Raw genomic sequence first — 17,211 nt, 5'->3', positions numbered from 1 at the left:
AGTGAATAAAATTAAAGCGGTAAAAAGACAGATGTACAATAGGGCAGGAATTAAACTACTGAGAGCGAAGATTATTTATTCACAATAGAAGAAGTACCACCAAATTTGACGAAGAACCAAAAATCGTTTGCAGGGGGCGCGCTGATATAAATGCAGGAAACTATCATACCAATGTTTTTCAAGAAAATGAGAAATCGGATAAGTCCATATCATAGATTTATTTAGTACCTTTGCCGTCCTATTTATATAAAAAGAAAAAATGAGTAAAGAATACACACTCGCAGATTTCACAGATATTTTCGATTACTCCACAGGCTGGTTCAGCGACAGTAGCATTTGTAGTCTATTCTATCAGATATTCAAACGATTCCCTTCTATGAAAATGGTGAAATATAAAGTAAACCAAGATTTCCTGAAAGAAATCAAAAAACTTTATCAGCAAGACGATGCGTTCGATATATTCGAGCATATATATTGCAATCATTTTGAGAATGAAAAAGAGGAAGAGGAGGAGGAAGAAGATACATCTACAAAAGAGTTATACGATTGCATCGTTATCTGCAAGAAGAATTTAATGATTGGCTATTTTGATAATTGCATAAAAATAGCCTATTCCAATATTGATAAGGAAGAAATCGATCGCATCAATCAGATTTGCGAAAACCACAAAAAGGAGAATGAGAAACTGAACAACCTATTTATAGTAACATACGCTCATAACTACTTCAGCCTGAAACAATCGCAAATCAATAAGCCGGCCATTCAGATTGACCGCCACTATAACAATGATTTTGCTCCCGTAGCCGCTGAAATCGAAAACTTCCTATTAGAGGAGAATAAAAGCGGTTTAATCATTCTGCACGGGAAACAAGGTACGGGGAAAACAACTTATATCCGTCATCTCATCAATCTCGGAAAAAAGAGAATGATTTATATGAGCGGCGACCTGGTAGACAAACTTTCAGACCCTAGCTTTATCACTTTTATCCGTCAACAAAAGAATTCGATCTTTATCGTAGAAGACTGCGAAGAGCTATTATCAAGCCGCAACGGAGGAAACCGCATGAATGCCGGACTAGTCAACATACTGAATATCAGCGACGGACTATTAAGCGATGAATTATGTATCAAATTTATCTGCACATTCAACGCTCCACTAAAAGATATCGACGAAGCCTTGCTTAGAAAAGGACGTCTGGCTGCCCGGTACGAATTTAAAGACCTGACAACCGACAAAGTAAACCAACTGATAAAGGAAGAAGGACTGGATATCCCCCAACAGACACAACCTATGACACTGGCTGAAATCTATAATTACGAAGGCATGGATTTCTCTTTAGGAAGAAAGCGGGTAGGATTCTGAACAAATCCTCCAAAGTAGAACTTTTAAAGAAAAATCGACTATTATTATTGCGAAATATAAGTATCTATATTTTACCTATCAACAAGAACGATTCGACATTTTTATACGTTTATTATACGTTAAAAGAGTTGCCCTATTACGGAGCAACTCTTTTAAATATTAAACTTCTTAAGTTCAAACTTTGCATGTGATACCTTATATCGACATTTTCTTACTTACAAGTTAACGGAAATCCAAAGATACTCACTCGCAAAATCTGTAATTATCCAAAGCTAAAAGGGAAAGTGCTTTCATCAGATAAAGCAATTAATCCGTTCTTCCGCTGGATACAAATTTTGTTCTCTCTTGCTAGCCAACCGGCTGCTAATGCTGTACTTTCTACGCTTAGGTTTAATCTTCTTGCCAATTCAGGTATTGAAATTTCACCAATTTCTTTCAGGGCACACCAAACTTTTCCGGCATTGTTCCCTACAATTGTTTTATCCATGGCTATTTTTATTAATAATTTGGTTACAATATAGTCATTTTAATAATTGTTTATAACAAAACTAACTTTTTTGTTTTAGTTTTTGACATTATTTAAAACAAAGAAATCAATTTCGCGTCTAGTGATTAAAAACTTGGTAATAATTCGTACCATAACACCACTAAAAGGAACATTATATATCAAAATAAATTCTCAAAACAGGAATCGGGCAATCACAGAAAGAAAATAGGAAATTGACATTTCCGCAATATCGGACAAGTCATTTCGCTTTTTTACCAATACCTTTGCGGAGTGAAATACCAGAATAAGTTATGCAACAGAAAAAAACAACGAAAGAAGAATATCAAAAGTGCGTAAATGTTGTAGTGGAATACATCAACCAACATTTGGGAGAAGACATTGATTTAAAATCTCTGGCCAGAATTTCAAACTTTTCTCCTTTTTACTTTCACCGGATCATGAAAGCTTTTCTCGGTGAACCGATTGGTACGTTTATTGTCCGGACGCGGACAGAAGCTGCCGCACGTCTACTCCGCTACTCGGATGTTCCGATTGCCGACATAGCCTATCGGATTGGTTACTCTTCTCCTTCTTCGTTGTCGAAAGTGTTCAAGCAATTTTATGGCATTTCACCTTTAGAGTATAGAAACAATAAAAACTTTGTAATTATGAAACCAGCGATTATCAGGCCAGACCTGGAACTAAAAAGAGAGATCAGAAACGTTTCCGAACGGAATGTGATTTATATCCGCCTCACCGGCGATTACAAACTGAATGATTACGGTGGCACCTGGGGCCGTTTATTCCAATTCATCAAAGAACAACAGTTGCCGATGGGAGATTTCAGCCCGCTTTGCATCTATCACGATGATCCGAAAGTGACACCGGCAGAAAAACTGCGTACAGACGTATGTATGGTAATGCCTGTAAAGGTAGCCCCCAAAAGTGATGTCGGATTTAAGGTGATCCCGGCCGGACGTTATGCTATCTTCTTGTATAAAGGTCCGTATGACAATTTGCAAGCTGTGTATGATACGATTTACGGAAAGTGTCTGCCTGAAATGGAATGTACGCTGCGGGATGAAGCCAGCGCGGAACGTTATCTGAACAATCCATGCGACACTGCTCCCGAAGAGTTGTTGACGGAAATTTATATTCCGGTAGAATAATGCGGACAGACAAATGGCGGAATAAAGAGAATGAATAAAGATGTGATTTAACGTCTGACTTTTTTGGGGGGACAGTGCAAAACCCTGATAAGTCTATCTTTTAGACGCGGATGACACGGATTTAGCAGATTTGTAATCTTCTTATCCGTGTCATTTTGCGTTATCCGCATCTAAAAGCATATTATGCTATAACAGGCTGCCTTCCTCTCTCCTACCTGTTATTTTTCAGCATAAATGCCAATCCGGTTTCCTTCACTATCAGTGAATACGGCAAACCATCCTTTGCCGTCCGCCTCAATCTTTGTTCTGGGAATGACTACTTTCCCTCCTTTCAGAAGTACTTTTTCCAAGGTCTGTTCTATTTCCTCACAGTTGAAATGGATAAGCACTCCATGCGTGGAAGGAAGAAAGTCGAAATTTGAAGCATAAGAGATAGCACCGACGGTTTCACCTTCTTCTGTGAAACAAGCCATTTTTTCTGTTTCACATTCAAAAGTCGGAAGTTGCATACCTAATACTGTTTCGTAAAAATCGACAGCCCGATGGAAATCGGAAGCAGGAATCTCAAAAAATGCAATTAGTTTTTTCATTTCGTTTCTTTTTTATCGTTACTACTAAGCCTTTGCAAAGACACTGCAAAAGTAGGGCAACACGAGGAAGCCTGATAGGAAAAAAGGGACATCTTTAAAGTTCGGAAAAATAATCGGAATAAGGAGCACAGACAGAAAGATACTCTGCAGGGGTGTAACCGGAAAAGAGTTTGAATTCCTTTATCATGTGAGACTGATCGGAGAAGCCACATTCATAAGCTACTTGTACAAAAGGAATAGTGGCATCCTGCTGCAACATTGACAATGCCCGCTGCATACGGACAATACGAATAAATTCTTTGGGGGTAGTGCCGACATAATCGGCAAAGATACGTCCAAACTGCTTACTGCTCAAACAGGCCGTTTCCGACAGATGAGCAATGTTGATTTGCGGCTGGAGGTTTATTTCATGAAACACAGCAGACATCCGCTTGAGGTTATACTCCGGAAGGGTGTATAAACGACGAAGGAAAAACTGCTCTATCAAACGAATAGAAACGGCATTATCAGAAGTGTCAGTGACCTGTTTCACCAAATCCGACAGTTCTACATCTTCCATCGCATCGGTATCTACATTTTGTCCGTGAAACAGATGGCTGGGAATATGAAACAATGCTTTAACTGCATAAGGCTGGAAAACAACAGTAATCATTTCAATCCTACCCGTCGACTGTACATCCGAAAAGCCGACCGATTGTCCGGAAATAAAGGATTGAGGTTGTAGTTCCGACTCGCCCGACAAAAGGAGTTGTTTCCCTTTATGAAATACCAGTTGCATACAGCCAATGGGCAGAGTCCGTTCGGAAACCGGAGTCACTGAATCGTCTTGCAATATCCAGTAATGCCGTATATAAGGAGCAAGCGCCAAACAGGGTTTTATGAGTTGAAATGATTGCATAGAGCAAAGATATTATTTCTTAATTCAAATGCAAAAGTAAAGCTCCTGTTTAAAGAGGTATAGTAAAAAAAGGACTTTTTATAAATTAGGGAGTCGTCCTATTAAGAACAGATATGCCGGAATGATAAACAGATAAGGATTTAAGGCAGGATCCTTATTTGAGAATAAGGTACAATTGAAAAGACGGCAAACCTTTTCTTAATAAAAAAACATCCTCTGTTTGAAAGAGCATGATTGTAGCTCACATTCAAACAGAGGAAGATTCTTTAGATAACGGAAAGTCCGTATTCGTAGGCCTCCGATATCGCATTATAGTCCTCGTCGGAATAGCTACCTTTATCTCTGGCTTTCTGCATATCTTTCATAAATGATTCTACGGAAGTCAGGAAGCTATAATAATTCTTCTGTTCTTCATCATAACCTGTGACAGCAGGAAGTTTCTTTGCAGCTTCGAGTTCTTTCTTCAGTTCGGCCATCTTCATATCAATACGCATACCATCCAGCGCATGTTTGCGTGAATAGAGATTCATGATGCTTTGCACGGTGCCGGACATCTTACGCATGGCCATGATTTGATCTTTCAACGGTTCATCGGCAAGCAGTTCTTTTTCAGCTTGTTCTGTCAGAGGGCTTAGAATATCAAAGATCACTTGTTTATATTCCGACATTTCTACACTAAGCCGATAGTTCTCGTCGAGGAGCTTGCCGATCTTTGCAGTCTCTTTTTCCTGCTTGTAAGAGAGGAATTTATTAAAATTATCATAGAATTGCGTCCTTGCACTGAAAAGTCCTCGATAACTCTGCTTCAGATTCTGACGGACTTCTATATTAAAATAATCTCCCGGATCCATCAATTCCGCTGTATCTCTGGCAGATACTTCAGGTGGTGCAATCGGAGATACTTCAGGAACTTTTCCTGTCTGTTCCATATATCCCAAAACTGCATTTATGTCTTTCGCATTGGCTACATGCCTCAACACGATAAGCGATGTATGATAATAGTTTATCACCTTACTGGCATTGTCCAATTCCTCCGAAGCGACAGAGGACGCAGCCTGTTTCTTGTTTCCTCCCGAACAAGAAACCAACAAGAGAGCACCTACAAGTGCTCCGAAAAATAAAATATTCTTCTTCATAATGGTTCGTTTATTAAGTCTTTCGTACTATAACAATAAAAATCGTTTTTTGTTATAGACAAACAATGCATATTCGAGAAGTGTAGTGGAGAAATTTAAAATGCTGCTAACGATGATTAAGGAATAAGCAACCAACGTGTATAAAAACAAAAAATGGCTACTCATCACGAGCAACCAATCTTTTGTTAACCTTAAATCTAATACTTATGAAAAAAACACAGTACAAAGGTACCATATTTCAGATAAATAGCAAATTTCAGCGCCTAAACAGACGATATTGTAACAGGGTTTAATACTCCGAGAATCGCATTAACATTTCAGACTTCATCCGTTAACATTTAACATATTCATTCACATAAGTTGCTCCCCGGATAAGTAAGAATAGAAAAAAAGGCTAATCATGGAAACGACATTGTTTTTTTTCGTAACTTTGAACTATGATAATCAGTGCCAGCCGCCGGACAGATATTCCGGCATTCTATTCTCAATGGTTTTTCAACCGGATAAAAGAAGGATATGTATTAGTGCCCAATCCTTATCATCCGAAAATGATTAGCAGGATTTCCTTATCTCCTGCTGTGGTTGATTGTTTCGTATTCTGGACCAAGAACCCGGCCCCGATGCTTAACCAGCTGGATAAATTACAGGATTACAACTATTACTTCCAATTTACACTCAACCCTTACGGAGAAAAATTGGAGAATCGTTTGCCATCTATCGATAAACGAATTGATACCTTTAAAAAGCTGGCAGACAAAATTGGCAGAGAAAAAATGATTTGGAGATATGATCCGATACTGACGAATGAGGAATACAACGTTTCTTTCCACCAGGAAGCATTCGCCCGGATTGCCCATGAACTCAAAGACCATACCTCGAAATGTATGTTGGGATTTATAGATCATTACCCCCATATCCGAAACTCGATACAACCATTCAACATCAATCCGCTGACCAAAGAGGAAATAGAAGAAATGGCCGTCTCCTTTAAAAAGACAATAGATATTTATCCCGGTATACAGCTGGACACTTGTACCGTCAAGGTAGATTTAAGACATTTGGGTATTCCCAGCGGCTTGTGCATTGATAAAGGGCTGATTGAAAAGATCACCGGTTATCCTATCCTTGCTCAAAAGGATAAAAACCAGCGTAATATCTGCAACTGTATCGAAAGTATTGATATCGGGACTTATGAAAGTTGTCTGAACGGATGTGTTTATTGCTATGCCATCAAAGGTAATTATAATACAGCAGCATATAATATGAAGAAACATGATAAAAACTCGCCGTTGCTCATCGGTCATTTATCCGAAGATGATATAGTAAAGGAACGGGAGATGAAGAGTCTGCGAGATAACCAATATTCGTTGTTTTAATCTTCCTGATCCGCATCTGACTTACAGGCATAAAAAAAGGCTATCTATCCCAGACAGCCAATCTTTTGTTAACCTTAAATCTAATACTATGAAAAACACAGTACAAAGATACGGACTTTTCGGTTATCTCCAAATTTTCGGCCCGATGCAGCGTATCTTATAACATGGTTTAATAGAATCTGAACCGCATTAACAAATAAGCCGCCGGACATTAACATTTAACAGTTTTCTTAAATAATCAAGGCATAAAACCGGAGGAGATGCAAATGTTTTCCAATCGGACACCTTATCTTATTAAAGAGCGTTTATGAGGTCTAACAAATTCCTCTGCCATCTGTTTCTAATAGAAGGTAACCATCAAATTCACAATATATGAACAGATTCGAAAATAAAGTAGTTGTCATCACCGGTGCTGCCGGTGGTATCGGCGAAGCAACCACACGCCGCATTGTCTCCGAAGGGGGCAAAGTAGTCATCGCTGACCATTCTGAAAAAAAGGCGGAACAGCTTGCCAACGAACTTACTCATGCAGGGGCCGACGTGCGCCATGTTTATTTCTCCGCCACCGAACTCCAGAGTTGCAAAGAGCTGATTGATTTTTCTATGAATGAATATCAACGAATAGATGTACTGATTAATAATGTAGGAGGAACCGATCCCAAACGTGACCTTAACATCGAGAAGCTGGATATCAATTACTTTGACGAGGCATTCCACCTGAATCTCTGCTGCACTATGTACCTTTCTCAACAGGTCATCCCTATCATGACTACCAATGGCGGCGGAAACATTGTCAACGTAGCTTCCATAAGCGGACTTACTGCTGATGCTAACGGTACATTATATGGTGCCAGCAAAGCGGGCGTCATCAACCTGACGAAATACATCGCTACCCAAATGGGAAAGAAAAATATCCGCTGCAATGCCGTAGCCCCGGGATTGGTACTTACCCCCGCGGCATTGGATAACCTGAATGAAGATGTACGCAACATCTTTCTCGGCCAATGTGCCACTCCTTATTTAGGAGAACCGGAAGACGTCGCAGCTGCCATCGCTTTTCTGGCTTCGAACGATGCAAGGTACATCACGGGACAAACAATCGTCGTAGATGGTGGCCTGACTGCTCATAACCCGACAGTAGCGTTATCATAGAACATAACTTTAATACAATGAATAAAATGACAATAATGGGAATATGGCTTCTTTCGCTATTTATCAATAGCGGATGCAACCGGGAATTAGTAGAATAGACAGTAATGATCTTAAAATATCTATCAAAAAGGGGGAAGAGTGGATGCATGATTTTCCATTGTTTCTGGGTTTCACAATGACTTTACCCATGCATTCATTTCGTTAATAGCTTCTAGTGAAGACGGAAGCTCCTGCTTAGTCTGCAAAGCATCAGGACGAAGATCGACGCGCACATACCCCCAGCCGTCTTCGTCGATTTGCAGATAGCCACACTTCCTGTACTCTTCCAGGCAACTGTCAGAGCATCCTCCATAAAAGTCACATTGAAGTTCATCTTCCGACGTTTTTTTATTGGCAATGAATGAACTTTCACCCACCCAGACAAAATCGTCCAAATCAACCTCAAAATAATCCCCTCCTCCCCGATTGAGTGCGGCAACTTCCGCCAAACGTCCTTCGGGAAGCATCTTGTAAACGCGGACATAACATTCTTCCTTATACGGATTTTCATCTACGACAAGGAAAAGACCGGATTTTCCACAGAATAAAGGGGTATCTATACTACGATATTCGTAAACTTCTCCTGTAACATCACTCATCACAAAATAGCCCCAGCTCTCAAACCCTGAATAGTGAAAAAAATGCAGACCGTAATCAGACTGATACCCATCATAGTACCATTTTATAAATCCATCTTCATCTTCTTTCGCCGGAGAATTCAGCAGTGCGAGTTCCCCCTTTTTCCAGCGCACGGACAGTTTATTCTGATTGTCTGTATAACGCCCTTTACCAGAATCAAGCTGTTTATTACAACTATCCGCCTTCATATTCGTATATTCAGCAAATTCAAGTTTTTTCACGTCTGCCCCTGTATTGCTATACATACGCAAGGAGATCATTCTTCCACTATGATAGTCATACATACTCTTTTCAATCCGGTTGCCTTCTTCAGAATAAATTTCAGTCATGACACCCGGCACGCCTTTCTCCGAGTACGGATAACTCTCGAAACGACGTAGCCGCCCGCCAGAATAATTCCTTATATCCAGCCGCTTTTGAGTTCCGACCGTCACAATGCTTCGTTTTACAGAATCACACTTATCATCCATGAAGTATATCGGCTCATCGGAATCCTTTTCAAAATATTTTCGTTTCAGAAGATACTTTTTGCCGTTCTCCAATGCATAAATTTCTTGAATGTAATAAAAGGGAGTCCCTTCTGATGCCTGATATTTATACTCATACCAGTCGGGAGCCTCCGCTACCCCGTCAGGGTCATTATAAGCGTATTCCGAATGGCTATAATACCAACATTCGGTCGGTAACACTTCCTGATCGTCAATATAATGATTAACCTGCCATAGATGTCCGTTGGCATGCCATCTCATTTCCTCTCCGTTTAGCTTCCCATCTTTATAGTGTTCAAACCAGTCCGGCTTTCCATCATAATACCATCTCTGACGTACTCCATTAAGTTTACCTCGTGTAGCCTGGTAAAAGATATGGGGATATCCGTTGGAATAATAAGATTGATAAAGTTCACAAATACTGTCAAGAGTGATTATACGACTTGTCATACAATGGGAAGAGATACTGTAATGACGCACCGTATCGTTCTTTATTCCGTCTTTATAAACAACTACCGAATAATAGGGTTCCGACACAAAAGAATCAGTCGAGCGAAAATAAAAGTGCTTATAAGCACCGTTCATCAATGAGTCCTTGTAAAAACAACGTTCCACGCCATCTACTTGTTTCCGGCAAATACTGTCGGAGTCATAGACCTTCAAAGAAGATGCTTCCGGTTCTTTTAGCAATGATTCGGAAAGCGTATCAGGAATAATCCAATCACTTCCTTTATAAAAATCCATAGAGAAAGCTTCGGAAATAGCAGTAGTTTTTTCGCTTAAAGCGTTTTCCTGTGTTTCCTGATTCGTGGAAGAAGATTGCGAAGTTCCTCCGGTTTTTCCGCCACATGATAACAACAGTAATACGCAGCTATATACCAAAGCGTTTTTCATACCAAATATCTTTTATTTAATACATAATTACGGCAAAATTAATGATAATATCAGATAATCAGGTATAAATCGATCCCAAAAATGGAATAATTATCTGTCAGCAGGCTATTATTTCGTTCAACAAATACTAACTTTACAACGTTATTAATAGAAAAGAACGAACGTCATGATTGTTAAAACACTACTAGATACAGACCTCTATAAGTTTACCACCTCGTACGCTTATATCAAACTGTTCCCCTATGCAATGGGTACTTTTAGTTTCAATGACCGGAACGAAACAAAGTATACCGAAGCTTTTCTGGAAACACTCAAGGCAGAGATCAAGAATCTTAGTCAGTTGAGATTCACGGAAGAGGAGTTGGAATACATGACGAAGAATTGCAGATTTCTCCCGAGAGTCTACTGGGAGTGGTTGTCTTCTTTTCGTTTCGACCCGAATAAGATTGATATTCATCTGGATGAAGCCTGTCATCTCCACATCGAAGTGACTGACTTGCTTTATAAAGTGACTTTATATGAAGTGCCTTTGCTCGCTATTGTTTCTGAAATCAAAAACCGGTTCTTCGGCCATGTAGCAGACATGAACGGGATTCTTTGCAAACTGTCGGAGAAAATAGAGTTATCGAACCAACATCAGCTCCGCTTTTCAGAATTTGGTACACGGAGAAGATTCTCTATTGATGTGCAGGAAACTGTTATCAAAAGACTGAACGAGACAGCGCAATATTGCACCGGGACTTCCAACTGCAACTTCGCAATGAAATATGGAATGAAAATGATGGGGACTCACCCTCACGAATGGTTTATGTTTCATGGAGCACAGTTCGGATATAAACATGCCAATTATATGGCACTCGAAAACTGGGTGAATGTTTATGACGGTGATTTGGGTATCGCACTTTCCGATACCTATACTTCCGGCATCTTCCTTAGTAACCTTAGCCGTAAACAAGCTAAACTTTTCGACGGTGTGCGCTGCGATTCCGGTAATGAATTTGAGTTTATCGACCGACTGGTTGCCCGCTACAAAGAGTTGGGAATCGACGCGACAACCAAAACCATCGTATTCAGCAATGCCCTCGACTTTACAAAAGCATTAGACATTCAAGAATACTGCAAAAACAAAATCCGCTGCTCTTTCGGAATCGGCACCAATCTCACCAACGATACCGGGTTCGAACCTTCGAACATCGTGATGAAACTGACGCAATGCAAGATGAATGTCAATCAGGAGTGGAGGGAATGTATCAAACTGTCGGATGATGAAGGAAAACATACCGGCAGTCTTGAAGAAGTGCAGGCATGCCTGCATGAGTTGAGGTTGAACTAAATTATAACAATGTGGCACATATTTTCCGTAAGTTCTCCAAATGCGCTATAACATTCTTATCTTTTCGGGCAATCTGCATATTATATCTTGTCTGCATATTCATCAGCATTTCCGCATTTATATTGGTAGCAGCTTCAATCAATAAGGCAAAATCCGTAGATACAGGACGACGCCCATTCAATATATCATTCAACATCGTATAAGACACGCCTACCACTTCCGCAAATCGTTTCTGCGATATACCACGAGATTGTAATTCTTCTTTTATAATCTCTCCCGGATGCACCGGAATAAAAGAATACCCTAAGTTAGACATACTATTCTTATTTATAATGATTTGTTATGTCAATAATAGAACAAATAGTTATGATTGGTTCAGAGTCCGTAGTCGATATTTTAAATTCCAGTCGATATTGTTTATCAATCCGAATAGAGGAAATATCTTTTTTACTCCCTGTCAATACTTCATAATTCAACGAATTTAAAGGATAAAGCGCTTCTACATTCAATGCTTCAGCCAAAGTGACAATTCGCTTCACATAATTCCTTATTACTTGAGGTTGAAAACGATGCTTCTTATCGTTACATTTACCTTCATAATAAAGTTCTGAAAGATACTCCTTTTCAAACTCAATAACCATTTCTCTAATTATTACGACAGTACAAAGATAGTAGTTTTTCCAAGAATACACTAAAAAAGTGGATATAATGATAGCAGTTCTATCAAACTTAGTTAAAACCAAGAAGTATTAGATAAAAACTGCTATCACCTTATTAAAATAACTGTATCCAAGCAGCACAGTATACATGTGCTTTCTTTATACTATCTGTGACAAAAGTGACAAAATCCATATCCGTGGAGTTAGATTAAAATCTTTTTCAGAATTTGAATCCTTTCACTGCTTTTTCCAATCTTTCCAAAGGTAATTCGCCGGATTGCCGCCAAAGCTGTTGCCCTTTTCTAAAAAGAATAAAGGTAGGAGTCGACTCCACCGTATAAAAATCAGTAAGGGCAGGCTCCTGGTCGATGTCCACTTCCACCACTTCCAATGTTCCTACCATCAGTTTCTTGAACTCTTCAACAACCGGTTTCATGCGCTGGCAGTGAGGACACCACGTTGCGTAAAACTCTGCCATTAGCCAATCACCGTTAGCTAGCTTCTCCTGGTTTCTTTCTTCACGAGCTATTTTCTTTTCTTTCATAATGAATATCTCCTTTTAATTAATAACTATCAACCTAACAATATCAGGAGAAAGATGGTTTAGAAAAGAAGCAAGGTTACACACAAATTAAAGAATCAAACCCGTTTGCATTTACCCGACCAGCTATTAATATCCAAGCAAATCATCTCCGTACGATGAAAAGACTTCTCCGCATCATACTTTGCTCCTATCACTTTATCTTCCGGACTAAGGACAAGCATTGCACAAAATTGAAACTTTCGTGCAAAAAAGGAACATCCTATTCAATATTTATTTATCTTTGCCCCCCAAAATGGTTCAGAATCCGTATCCAACGGACGATGATTAATAGGGAACCGGGTGTAAATCCCGGACAGTCCCGCTGCTGTGAAACTCTGTTCAATGTCTTATAATTGAACTAATTTAACGCCACTGATGTTATTCGGGAAGGAAAATAAGACAAGAGTCAGTCAGAAGACCTGCCATTTTGTGTAAGACGCCCCTCTCCTCGTGGATTAGGAGAAAGAGTATCACTTGTTAAGCCCCAAATCAAAAAAATACTGTTTTTCGTCGGGTGGAGTATATCCATTAGACGGGAAGACATTAATAAGTATGTACTTAATTGAAAAAAGTATGATAAAAAAAATCTTAGTAGCCAATCGCGGTGAAATTGCCGTAAGGGTGATGCGTTCCTGCCGGGAAATGGAGATAACGAGTATCGCTATCTTCTCCGAAGCAGACCGGACCGCGAAGCACGTGCTTTATGCAGACGAAGCTTATTGCGTAGGGCCGGCAGCATCCAAAGAGAGTTATCTGAATATAGAAAAAATCATCGAAGTGGCAAAAGCAGCTCATGCAGACGCCATTCATCCGGGTTACGGCTTCTTGTCCGAGAATGCCACCTTCGCCCGTCGATGTCAGGAAGAAGGAATCATCTTTATCGGACCCAATCCGGAAACAATGGAAGCTATGGGAGATAAAATTGCTGCCCGTATCAAAATGATTGAAGCGGGAGTACCCGTAGTTCCCGGCACACAAGACAACCTGAAAAGCGTGGAAGAAGCCATAGAGCTTTGCAATAAAATCGGCTATCCGGTGATGCTGAAGGCCTCTATGGGCGGTGGTGGAAAAGGTATGCGCCTCATCCACAGTGCCGAAGAAGTGGAAGAAGCTTATACCACTGCCAAGAGCGAATCATTGTCTTCCTTTGGCGACGACACGGTTTACCTGGAGAAGTTCGTTGAAGAGCCTCATCACATCGAGTTCCAGATTCTTGGTGACAAGCATGGAAATGTCATTCATCTGTGCGAACGCGAATGTTCCGTGCAACGCCGTAACCAGAAAATCGTGGAAGAGACTCCTTCGGTTTTCGTCACTCCCGAACTGCGAAAAGACATGGGTGAAAAAGCGGTAGCGGCGGCTAAAGCTGTGAACTACATCGGTGCGGGTACTATCGAATTCCTTGTTGATAAACACCGCAACTATTATTTCCTTGAGATGAACACCCGCTTGCAGGTGGAACATCCAATTACGGAAGAAGTGATCGGAGTAGATTTGGTGAAAGAGCAAATTAAAGTTGCCGACGGACAAGTGCTTCAACTGAAACAAGAGAATATCCAGCAACGCGGGCACGCTATCGAATGTCGTATCTGTGCCGAAGACACTGAAATGAATTTCATGCCAAGTCCGGGTATCATCAAACAGATTACAGAGCCGAACAGTATCGGTGTGCGTATTGACAGTTATGTATACGAAGGATATGAAATTCCGATCTACTATGACCCGATGATCGGTAAACTGATTGTGTGGGCTACCAATCGCGAATATGCGATTGAGCGGATGCGTCGTGTTCTCCACGAATATAAATTGACCGGAGTGAAAAACAACATCAGTTATCTGCGTGCCATCATGGATACTCCTGATTTTGTAGAAGGTCATTATGACACAGGATTCATCGCCAAGAACAGCGAGTTTCTGCAACAACGGATTACGCGCACCAGCGAATATTCCGAAAATATTGCCCTGATCGCTGCTTATATAGACTATTTGATGAATCTCGAAGAGAACAACAGCGGTATGGCTGCCGACAACCGCCCTATCAGCAAGTGGAAAGAGTTCGGATTGCATAAGGGTGTGTTGAGAATCTAAATTTTAACAAAGAGAATTCAATTATGGAAATTCATATAGGAAACCGCGTGGCCGAAGTAGAACTGGTCAGCAAGGAAGATAACAAGGTAGTGCTCACCATTGATGGAAAAACGTTTGAAGCAGACGTAGTGATGGCAGAAAACGGTACTTGCAACATCTTGATGGACGGACGCAGTTCGAACGCACAGCTGATTCGCCGTGATAACGGAAAAAGCTATAAAGTGAATACGCATTATAGCAGTTTCAATGTAGAAATAGTGGACAGCCAGGCAAAATATCTGCGTATGCGCAAGAAAGGGGAAGAAGAACAGAATGACTGTATCATTTCTCCGATGCCGGGCAAAGTAGTGAAAATACCTGTTGCAGTCGGCCAGGAAATGAAGGCGGGAGACACCGCTATCGTTATCGAAGCCATGAAGATGCAGAGTAACTACAAAGTGACTTCAGACTGCCGCATTAAAGAAATTCTGGTTCAGGAAGGTGATAACATAACCGGCGACCAGACATTAATAACATTAGAACCGATTGCATAATATAAGAACGGATTGCATTATGGAAGAAATGAATAAAGCATACGCCACGTTCGAAGAACGTGACCGCATCGCTTCTCTTGGTGGAGGCGTTGATAAAATAGAGAAGCAACACGAAAGCGGCAAAATGACTGCTCGCGAGCGTATTGACATGTTGCTCGATAAAGGTACTTTCGTTGAACTGGATAAATTGATGGTTCACCGTTGTACGAACTATGGCATGGATAAAAACAAAATTCCAGGAGACGGTATTGTTTCAGGTTACGGAAAAGTAGACGGTCGCCAGGTATTTGTTTACGCTTATGACTTTACCGTATATGGCGGTTCACTGTCTGCTTCCAATGCCAAAAAGATTGTAAAAGTACAACAACTTGCGTTGAAGAACGGCGCACCGATTATCGCTTTGAATGATTCGGGTGGCGCACGTATTCAGGAAGGCATCGAAAGTCTTTCCGGTTATGCGGATATTTTCTATCAGAACACAATGGCCAGCGGTGTGATTCCACAGATTTCGGCCATCCTGGGTCCTTGTGCCGGAGGCGCTTGCTACTCTCCTGCCCTTACCGATTTCATCTTTATGGTGAAAGAAAAAAGTCACATGTTCGTGACTGGTCCCGATGTAGTAAAAACCGTGATTCATGAAGAAGTAAGCAAAGAAGAGCTGGGTGGCGCAATGACACATAGCAGCAAGAGCGGTGTGACGCATTTTATGTGCAACTCCGAAGAAGAACTGTTGATGAGTATCCGCGAACTGTTGTCTTTCTTACCGCAGAATAATATGGATGAAGCCAGGAAACAACCTTGCGCCGACGAAACCAACCGCGAAGACGCTTCTCTGGATACAATCGTTCCGGCAGATCCGAACGTACCGTATGATATGAAAGACATTATCGAACGCGTGATAGACAACGGTTATTTCTTCGAAGTCATGCCGAACTTTGCAAAGAATATCATCATCGGCTTTGCCCGCATGGCAGGTCGTTCGGTAGGTATCGTAGCCAATCAGCCGGCTTATCTTGCCGGCGTTCTTGATATCGACGCCAGCGACAAAGCAAGTCGTTTTATCCGTTTTTGCGACTGTTTCAATATTCCGTTGATTACATTCGAAGATGTTCCGGGATTCCTTCCGGGATATACGCAGGAAAACAACGGTATCATCCGTCACGGCGCAAAAATAGTTTATGCGTTCGCAGAAGCTACTGTTCCCAAACTGACTGTTATTACCCGTAAAGCTTACGGCGGCGCTTATATCGTAATGAACTCCAAGCAGACCGGAGCTGATGTGAACTTCGCATATCCCAGCGCAGAAATTGCAGTGATGGGTGCAGACGGCGCCATCAATATCCTGTTCCGCAAAGCTGACGAAGCAACAAAAGCTAAGGAACTGGAAGCCTACAAAGAAAAGTTTGCTACTCCGTATCAAGCTGCCGAACTGGGATATATTGACGAAATCATTTATCCGAGACAGACTCGCAAACGTCTGATTCAGGCGTTGGAAATGACGGAAAACAAGATGCAGACAAATCCACCCAAGAAGCACGGTAATATGCCTTTATAACAACTAGATAAGGTGTGCATAAAGCACCCTCCCATCAAGACGGGCTTACATAGATTCTACGATATACTTTAGAATCTTTGTAAGCCCTCTTTTTATGAGTAAGTCTTTTTATATACATAAAAAAACGGCACCTCGATTCACATCGCAGCACCGTCACAACACAAACACAAAATAAAACACGACAAAACTACTATGCAATCTTCCTGTCATGCCGGGGAGGCATACCTTG

At 40.9% G+C, this 17,211-nt stretch carries 16 protein-coding genes and 1 riboswitch; of the genes, 8 read left to right on the top strand and 8 right to left on the bottom strand.

All coding sequences use genetic code 11. The features are described 5' to 3' along the window. Positions 1–259 precede the first annotated feature (259 nt). Positions 260–1,363 carry an AAA family ATPase gene (locus tag N5O98_RS17920; protein ID WP_004308998.1) on the top strand — a complete coding sequence of 368 codons (1,104 nt, stop codon included), beginning with the start codon at positions 260–262 and terminating at the stop codon, positions 1,361–1,363. Between the two features lie 262 nt (positions 1,364–1,625). On the opposite strand, the gene N5O98_RS17915 is transcribed toward N5O98_RS17920, so the two are convergent. After that, the gene (locus N5O98_RS17915) at positions 1,626–1,850 is read right to left on the bottom strand and encodes a winged helix-turn-helix domain-containing protein (protein WP_004308997.1); all 225 of its coding nucleotides are present in this window, start codon (positions 1,848–1,850) and stop codon (positions 1,626–1,628) included. Positions 1,851–2,161: 311 nt separating this feature from the next. On the opposite strand from N5O98_RS17915, the gene N5O98_RS17910 reads away from it, so the two are divergent. Beyond that, positions 2,162–3,019: an AraC family transcriptional regulator gene (locus tag N5O98_RS17910; protein ID WP_004308996.1), complete on the top strand. Its 858-nt coding sequence runs from the start codon at positions 2,162–2,164 to the stop codon at positions 3,017–3,019. Positions 3,020–3,237: 218 nt separating this feature from the next. Here the strand turns inward: N5O98_RS17910 and N5O98_RS17905 are convergent, their stop codons facing one another. The 3 genes from N5O98_RS17905 to N5O98_RS17895 all read right to left on the bottom strand — a co-directional run bounded on the left by N5O98_RS17905 (position 3,238) and on the right by N5O98_RS17895 (position 5,643). Next, a complete protein-coding gene (locus N5O98_RS17905; RefSeq protein ID WP_004308995.1) occupies positions 3,238–3,609 on the bottom strand; it encodes a VOC family protein in 372 nt (123 codons plus the stop codon). Between the two features lie 94 nt (positions 3,610–3,703). Then, complete coding sequence (locus N5O98_RS17900; protein WP_004308994.1) at positions 3,704–4,507, bottom strand: AraC family transcriptional regulator; 804 nt, start codon at positions 4,505–4,507, stop codon at positions 3,704–3,706. A 266-nt stretch (positions 4,508–4,773) separates the two neighbouring features. Then, positions 4,774–5,643 carry a DUF6845 domain-containing protein gene (locus N5O98_RS17895; RefSeq protein ID WP_022199078.1) on the bottom strand — a complete coding sequence of 290 codons (870 nt, stop codon included), beginning with the start codon at positions 5,641–5,643 and terminating at the stop codon, positions 4,774–4,776. A gap of 437 nt (positions 5,644–6,080) precedes the next feature. On the opposite strand from N5O98_RS17895, the gene N5O98_RS17890 reads away from it, so the two are divergent. Next, entirely contained in the window at positions 6,081–7,019 is a 939-nt protein-coding gene (locus tag N5O98_RS17890) for a DUF1848 domain-containing protein (protein ID WP_004308992.1), read from the top strand. Between the two features lie 372 nt (positions 7,020–7,391). Beyond that, positions 7,392–8,171 carry a 7alpha-hydroxysteroid dehydrogenase gene (hdhA, locus tag N5O98_RS17885; protein WP_004308991.1) on the top strand — a complete coding sequence of 260 codons (780 nt, stop codon included), beginning with the start codon at positions 7,392–7,394 and terminating at the stop codon, positions 8,169–8,171. A gap of 170 nt (positions 8,172–8,341) precedes the next feature. On the opposite strand, the gene N5O98_RS17880 is transcribed toward hdhA, so the two are convergent. Then, positions 8,342–10,231 carry a toxin-antitoxin system YwqK family antitoxin gene (locus N5O98_RS17880; protein ID WP_004308990.1) on the bottom strand — a complete coding sequence of 630 codons (1,890 nt, stop codon included), beginning with the start codon at positions 10,229–10,231 and terminating at the stop codon, positions 8,342–8,344. A gap of 166 nt (positions 10,232–10,397) precedes the next feature. Between N5O98_RS17880 and pncB the strand changes: the two genes are divergently transcribed. Then, positions 10,398–11,564: a nicotinate phosphoribosyltransferase gene (gene pncB, locus N5O98_RS17875; protein ID WP_004308989.1), complete on the top strand. Its 1,167-nt coding sequence runs from the start codon at positions 10,398–10,400 to the stop codon at positions 11,562–11,564. Position 11,565: 1 nt separating this feature from the next. Here the strand turns inward: pncB and N5O98_RS17870 are convergent, their stop codons facing one another. From N5O98_RS17870 to N5O98_RS17860, 3 genes are all read right to left on the bottom strand, one after another. Beyond that, a complete protein-coding gene (locus N5O98_RS17870; protein ID WP_004308988.1) occupies positions 11,566–11,880 on the bottom strand; it encodes a HigA family addiction module antitoxin in 315 nt (104 codons plus the stop codon). A gap of 7 nt (positions 11,881–11,887) precedes the next feature. Continuing rightward, positions 11,888–12,205, bottom strand: a complete 318-nt coding sequence (locus N5O98_RS17865) for a type II toxin-antitoxin system RelE/ParE family toxin (RefSeq protein WP_004308987.1) — start codon at positions 12,203–12,205, stop codon at positions 11,888–11,890. 238 nt (positions 12,206–12,443) lie between these two features. After that, the gene (locus N5O98_RS17860; protein WP_022199079.1) at positions 12,444–12,767 is read right to left on the bottom strand and encodes a thioredoxin family protein; all 324 of its coding nucleotides are present in this window, start codon (positions 12,765–12,767) and stop codon (positions 12,444–12,446) included. Between the two features lie 276 nt (positions 12,768–13,043). Further along, positions 13,044–13,247: riboswitch (cobalamin riboswitch) on the top strand. 132 nt (positions 13,248–13,379) lie between these two features. Here N5O98_RS17860 and accC point away from each other — a divergent pair. From accC to N5O98_RS17840, 3 genes are read left to right on the top strand one after another with little or no spacing between them, the layout of a single operon-like run. Further along, positions 13,380–14,894 carry an acetyl-CoA carboxylase biotin carboxylase subunit gene (gene accC, locus N5O98_RS17850; protein WP_004308984.1) on the top strand — a complete coding sequence of 505 codons (1,515 nt, stop codon included), beginning with the start codon at positions 13,380–13,382 and terminating at the stop codon, positions 14,892–14,894. A gap of 23 nt (positions 14,895–14,917) precedes the next feature. Beyond that, entirely contained in the window at positions 14,918–15,427 is a 510-nt protein-coding gene (locus tag N5O98_RS17845) for an acetyl-CoA carboxylase biotin carboxyl carrier protein subunit (protein WP_004316076.1), read from the top strand. 19 nt (positions 15,428–15,446) lie between these two features. Beyond that, positions 15,447–16,982: an acyl-CoA carboxylase subunit beta gene (locus N5O98_RS17840; RefSeq protein ID WP_118161292.1), complete on the top strand. Its 1,536-nt coding sequence runs from the start codon at positions 15,447–15,449 to the stop codon at positions 16,980–16,982. Positions 16,983–17,211: the final 229 nt, after the last annotated feature.

Origin of the sequence: Bacteroides sp. LFL-34 (assembly GCF_027257075.1) — a bacterium.
GTDB lineage: Bacteria > Bacteroidota > Bacteroidia > Bacteroidales > Bacteroidaceae > Bacteroides > Bacteroides ovatus.
The sequence above is the reverse complement of the archived record's forward strand: the minus strand, read 5'-3'. Positions and strand labels throughout refer to the sequence as shown.